Source organism: Nioella nitratireducens (genome assembly GCF_001879715.1).
Taxonomy (GTDB): domain Bacteria; phylum Pseudomonadota; class Alphaproteobacteria; order Rhodobacterales; family Rhodobacteraceae; genus Nioella; species Nioella nitratireducens.
The window spans coordinates 1-6,157 of the sequence record NZ_MNBW01000044.1 but is presented as its reverse complement, the minus strand read 5'-3'; the positions used below and the strand labels follow the sequence as shown (position 1 = coordinate 6,157).

General features: G+C 60.9%; 3 protein-coding genes and 2 pseudogenes. 2 read left to right on the top strand and 3 right to left on the bottom strand.

Going from position 1 to position 6,157, the window contains the following annotated elements:
* Positions 1-77: 77 nt before the first annotated feature.
* Positions 78-1,232 (top strand): annotated as a pseudogene (locus BKY27_RS19210) (IS1182 family transposase); the annotation flags it as partial.
* Between the two features lie 107 nt (positions 1,233-1,339).
* On the opposite strand, the gene BKY27_RS19205 reads toward BKY27_RS19210, so the two are convergent.
* Complete coding sequence (locus tag BKY27_RS19205) at positions 1,340-2,278, bottom strand: phosphotransferase family protein (RefSeq protein ID WP_071676072.1); 939 nt, start codon at positions 2,276-2,278, stop codon at positions 1,340-1,342.
* A gap of 87 nt (positions 2,279-2,365) precedes the next feature.
* The gene (locus BKY27_RS19200; protein WP_071676071.1) at positions 2,366-4,789 is read right to left on the bottom strand and encodes a GcvT family protein; all 2,424 of its coding nucleotides are present in this window, start codon (positions 4,787-4,789) and stop codon (positions 2,366-2,368) included.
* Positions 4,790-4,934: 145 nt separating this feature from the next.
* Between BKY27_RS19200 and BKY27_RS19195 the strand changes: the two genes are divergently transcribed.
* Positions 4,935-5,705, top strand: a complete 771-nt coding sequence (locus BKY27_RS19195; RefSeq protein ID WP_071676070.1) for a DeoR/GlpR family DNA-binding transcription regulator — start codon at positions 4,935-4,937, stop codon at positions 5,703-5,705.
* 173 nt (positions 5,706-5,878) lie between these two features.
* On the opposite strand, the pseudogene BKY27_RS19190 reads toward BKY27_RS19195, so the two are convergent.
* A pseudogene (locus BKY27_RS19190) lies at positions 5,879-6,001 on the bottom strand (IS3 family transposase); the annotation flags it as partial.
* Between the last annotated feature and the right edge of the window lie 156 nt (positions 6,002-6,157).

The window sequence follows — 6,157 nt, the reverse complement described above, 5'->3', positions numbered from 1 at the left end:
CTTCCTGTGCCCATAGCTCGTCTCCTTTGCTGCACATTATGCTATCAAAGGAGCGGCACCAAACCGCGACAGGTCCATTCGGTGTCAGGTCCGAGCGTCAGCTGATGCGCGAGATCGAGGTCAACGTGGCCTATCGCTGGTTCCTCGGGCTGCGTCTGACGGACCGTGTGTTCGATGCCTCCACGTTCAGCCAGAACCGGCGGCGCCGCTTCGACGGCACGGACATTGCGCAGCGTATCTTCGATCACATCGTGGAGCAGGCCATCGCGAGGGGTCTGGTCGGCGGCGATGTGCTCTATACCGACAGCACGCATCTCAAGGCCTCGGCCAACAAGGGGCGCTATGACAAGGCGTTGATCGCCAAGTCCCGCGCCGCCTATTGGGACGACCTGGATGCCGCGATCACCCAGGATCGCGCGACGCATGGCAAGAAGCCCCTGGCCCCCAAGGACCGTCAGCCGCCGGTGAAGGAGACCAAGGTCAGCCGCACCGATAGGGACGCGGGATACATGGTGCGCGACGGCAAGCCAAAAGGGTTCTTCTACCTCGATCACCGCAGTGTGGATGGGCGGGCGGGCATCATCACCGACACCCATGTCACCCCTGCCAATGTGCATGACAGCATCCCATACCTGGCCCGGCTGGATCGGCAACGCGCGCGGTTCGATCTCGATGTGGTGGCGGTGGGCCTCGATGCAGGCTATGCCAGCGCGCCCATCGCCAAGGGTTTGGAAGATCGGGGCATTCTGGGCGTTACGGGTTACCTGCGTCCATCCGGCCCAAAGGGAATGCTGCGCAAAAGCGCATTCGACTATGATCCTGCGCTGGACGCCTATCGCTGTCCCGAGGGCCAGATCATCCCTTGTGCCACCACCGACCGGACCGGCTATCGGCATTACAAGTCGGACCCCGCCCAATGCCGGACCTGCCCGCTGCTGGCTTCTTGCACGACGAATGCCAAGACACAAAAGACCGTCACCCGCCATGTCTGGGCCGATGCCCGCGAACGCGTGGATGCACACCGCCTGACCGATTGGGGCAAGCGGCTCTACAAGCGCCGAAAGGAAACGGTCGAGCGATCATTCGCAGACGCCAAACAACTCTTCGGCCACCGATACGCCCGCTTCCGATCCCTCGCAAAAGTCCAGACCCAAGCCCTCCTCGCCGCCACCGCCCAGAACATCAAGAAAATCGCGATGGCGAAGTGGCCGACACAGCCACAGACGACCTGACCAAGGGCCTAACCTCACAAACCAAAATAGAACCCCGCCAAAATGACGGGGTTTGTCAGCAGTCTGAGGCGCCCTGCGGCGCGCCTTTCCCGCTCGACTGCGCGGGATCACCCTGCCTTCACATTCGCCACATGGATGTCGAACTCCGGCGCGTTCATCAGCGCCTGGCAGCGGTCGAAGCGGGTCACAGCGTAGAGCCAGAAATCCTCTGCCGGGTTGCCATCGGCGTGCTGGATCAGGCCCCAGAGCGTCCAGATCAGATCGCACATCGCCTTGTAGATCACCACGCGACCTTTCTCGGCGGCGGTCGGCGAGCGTCCGAAGTAGGCCTGCAGCATTTCGGCTTCCATTGCCTCTGTGAAATGCCCTTCAACCGACACGTCACCCAGATCCCAAAGCGGGTCGTTCATGCCGCCGTATTCATAGTCGACAATCCACATCTTCTGACCGTCATCGAGGAAGTTCTCGCAAAGCGGATCGCAATGACAGGGCGCGAGGTCTACTGGATGTGCCTCCAATGCTTCACGTACCGGCGCGGCGGCGGCAACCACGTCGTGATACCCGTCGGGCAAGGTCGAGTTCGCCTTCTTGGAAAGCACGTCGAGATAGTCCTCGATCATCTGGAACAGCTCGAACCGCCCGGCAAATTTTTCGCCCGACTGGTGCAACAGCCGCAACGCGGCCCCTGCGCGGCCGGGGCTGCCCTTGATCGCGGCGAAATTCTCGGGCGTCATCGTGGTCACGTTTTCAATGCAATCCATGACCAGCAGGCCGGTTTCGGGTTCGGCGTAGTGGATTGCGGCAGAGACCCCTGCCCGCGCGGCAGCTTCGGCATTGGTCAGTTCAGCAACCCGGTCGATATATTCTTCCGTCCCCGCCCCGGCGAGGCGCACGACCACTGGCGCCGCTTCCGGTGCGTCGACCCGGAAGACGAGGTTGGTCAGCCCGCCCATCCGGGTAATAGTCAGGGCCTCTTCAGGGATGTCGGCGAAGCCGGGGGTTTTCGAAAGCGCATCCAGAATCTCTGCGCGATGATCTGTTGTCATGAGCGGCCTCCCTGTCTGGTGGTCTTTTTCTGATTTCTAAAAGGAATAGCGGGCAAGCCAATCCCTGTTGGCCTGCCCGCCGTGACGTTATGCTTTCAGGCGATGGTTCTCGGGGTCGTAGAGCGGCCCGTCGACCCGAGTGATGGCATGGGTATCCCCAAAGACGACGCAGTCGAACGCCGTTTCGCTGGCCATGTCGGCAGGCAGATACCCCATCAGGATTGTCTTTTCGACGGTATGCCCCCAAGCCGCCGAGGTAGCCAGTGATACCGTCTTACCATTCAGCAGGATCGGCTCACCGCCCGACACTGGCAGGTTCTGATCGGTCACGAAGGTGCACAATACCTGCGACGGGCCCTCGGCCTTCTGCTTTTCGAGCACGTCGCGGCCGAGGAATTCCCCTTTAGACTTCAGGTGAACGCGGAAGCCGAGCCCGGCCTCGATCGGTGTGTAGTCTGGGGTGATATCGCCGGACCAATAGAGGTAGCCCTTTTCGACACGCAGGCTCTCGATCGCGCGATAGCCGATATTGCGAATGCCATGGGCCTGCCCGGCCTGCCAGAGGGTGTCATAGACATGGGCGGCAAACTCCGTCGGTACATGCAACTCCCACCCCAGTTCGCCGACATAGCCGATCCGGGCTGCGCGGACCTTGGCCATGCCGACGATGATCTCTTGCGCCGTGGCGAAGGGAAAGGCCTCGTTCGACAGATCGTTTTCCGAAACCGCCTGAAGCACCTCGCGTGCCTTGGGACCGACAATGTTGATCACCGCCCTTGCGGAGGTCAGTTCGATCAAGTGAACCGACCCGTCCTTGGGCATGTGGCGACGAATCCAATCCTCGTCATGTACGCCAAAGCCCGAACCGGTCACGAGGTAGAAACTGTCCTTACCGGTACGAGTGATGGTGATATCGGCCTCGATCCCGCCCGTCTCATTGCAGAACTGCGCGTAGATGACCGCCCCCACGGGCTTGTCCATGTTGCAGGCTGCAAGCTTTTGCAAAAGGTCCAGCGCGCCCGGCCCCACAAGTTCGAACTTGGAAAACGAGGTCTGGTCGATCAGCGCCACGCCCTCACGCACCGCACGATGTTCCTCGGCCACGAATTTCTTGTAGCCGGGATTGATGAAGGCCAGTTGGTCCTCCTGTGGCACGCCCTCCGGCGCGAACCAGAGCGGCCGTTCCCAACCGTTCTTGGACCCGAAGATCGCACCGGCCTTGTCCAGCCGGTCATGCAGCGGTGACAAGCGCAGGTTGCGGGCGGTCTGGTATTCCTGCCCCGGATAGCGTTGCTTGTAGTGATATTCGTAGTGCTCGACCGCGCGCGGATACATGAACCGCATGGTGCCGTGATGGGGCGAGAACCGCCGCACGTCGAGCGGCCAGAGATCAAGGCTCGGGCGGCCCTCCAATATCCACTCGGCGATCATCTCGCCGGCCCCGCCACCGGCGGCGATCCCGTACAGGAACCCGGTCGCCATCATAAGGTTGTCGAAGCCGGGCTGCCATCCGAGGACGAAATCTCCGTCTGCCGAATAGGGGATCGGGCCATTGATGACCGAGCGGATGCCGACGTCGTTGATCACCGGGGTGACCTTGGCCGCCAATTCCGCCAACGGGCCGAACCGGTCGAGGTTGTCGGGCAGAAGCTGACGCACAAACTCGCCGGGAATGCCGTCATCACCGAAAGGCAGCGTGCCTTCCTCGTAACCGCCGATCACCAGACGCCCACCCGCGTCCGGCTTGTAATAGACCAGCCGCTCGGGGTCGCGCAGCGTGGGCAGCCTCTTGACGCTGTCGGTGTCCGGCAGCGGTTCGGTCACAATATACTGGTGCTCTACCGCACAGGCCGGCACGGTCAGGCCAAGCTTCGCGCCGACCTCGCGGCTCCACATGCCAGCGGCGATGGTGACAGTCTCGGCCTCCCAGGTGCCCTCGTCGGTTTCCACTTCTGCGATCCGCCCGTCGACCACCTTGAAATCCAGCACCTTCACGCCCTGCCGGATCTGTGCCCCGTGCTTGCGCGCGCCCGCCGCGATAGCCTGACAAAGGCTCGCCGGATCAACATGACCGTCAGACGGGATGAAGGCCGCCCCTTCCAACCCCTTGGTGTCGATATAAGGGAACAGCTCTTTCGCTTCCTCCGGGGTGATGATGTTCATTTCCAGATCGAAGCTTTGCGCCATCGTGGCAAGCCGCTTGGCCTCCAGCAGCCTGTCCTTCGTCGCTGCAAGCCGAAGGCTCCCGACCTTCTTCCAGTCAAAGGCCATGCCGGTCTCTGCTTCCAGCCGATCATAGAGTTCGACGGATTTTTTCAGCATGCGGGTCGTGTTCCGGCTGGAGCGCAGTTGCCCGACCAGCCCCGCCGCATGCCAGGTGGCACCTTCGGTAATCGACGCCTTCTCCAGAACGACAACGTCCTTCTCGCCCGCGCGCGCCAAGTGATACGCGACGGAACAGCCGATGATGCCGCCGCCAATGATGAGATGTTTCGCAGAATGCGTGGGCATGTATTGATTCTCCCGATGAACTCTGCTCAAAAATGACTCTTTCCAACATGTTGTAAAGCTTTTTGTTGTTTTTGCTCAAATCTAACGGTTGAAACCGAGAGATGTCAGGATGTAGTACCAGAAAACAACAAATTTGGTGGCTAACATGTCGAAATACGAACAGGAGATCCTGGATACCGTGGCCCTGCACGGCACCATCTCCGTCAGCGCCTTGGCCGAGCAATTGAACGTGACGGACCAGACCATCCGCCGCATCGTGAAGCCCATGGTGGAAAAAGGTCAGGTCGAGAAGGTGCACGGCGCGATCATGGCAGCCGCCGCGCAAAACGATCCGCCACTGGCCGCACGATTGGTCGAAAATCGGCAGGAAAAGGCCGGCATCGCGAAGCTTGTTGCCGGCATGATCCCGTTGGGCGCGGTTCTGGCGATCGACGCGGGCTCGACCTCGGGCTTCATTGCGCAGGCGCTGACCCGGCATCGCAACCTGACGGTGGTCACGAACTCTGCCTATATCGCGTCAACGTTGGCCATGATCGAAGGAAACCGCGTGTTCATGGCAGGGACGCAGTTGCGGAACCATGACTGCGCTGCCTTCGACCGTGCCGCTTTCGACGTGGTGTCGCAATTCACTGCGGATTACGCGATCATGACCGCCTCGCTCGTTCATCCGGAGCTTGGCTTTCTCGTCCACGACCAGCACGAGGTCGACATGGCCCGCGAGATGGCCACCATCGCCGAACGGCGCATCATGGCGGTGGACTACAGCAAGTGGCGAGACCGCAAAGCGGACTCTCCCCTACGCCTGCCCTCGTTAAGGCCCGGCGACATTGTCGTGACCAACGAACACCCGGGGCCGGACTATGCACATCTGCTGCGCGATCTCGATCTGCGCCTGCCGAAAGCGGCCACCTCCTAACCGGCGGCGGGCTGGCGCGAGCCCATCTTTAACAAGTCCATGCCACAGACTTGCCGGCAATCGTCGGGCCAAACAGACGAAGCAACACGGCGCGTCTTTGGCAATCACAGCTCGGCCTTTCGTTGGGCGAAAGCGAGGTCATTTCAGCGAACCACTGAATAGCCCCGCGTTTCTTAGACGCCCTCGTGCTTCAATTTCTGCTGCCGCTCGAACTCGACGGGCGACAGCATTCCGTTTCGCGCGTGCTTACGCTTCGGGTTGTAGAACATCTCAATGTAGTCGAACACATCCTGCCTAGGTGTTTGATCCCAAGGTTTGATGGTGTGTGAGCTACCCCCCGAATTTCGGACACTGACATAAGCTACGAATTGCAGTTTGCTGATCTTCGACGAGAAGGAGATCAGAGATGTCGAAACGCAAGCAGCACGCGCCCGAGTTCAAGGCGAAGGTCG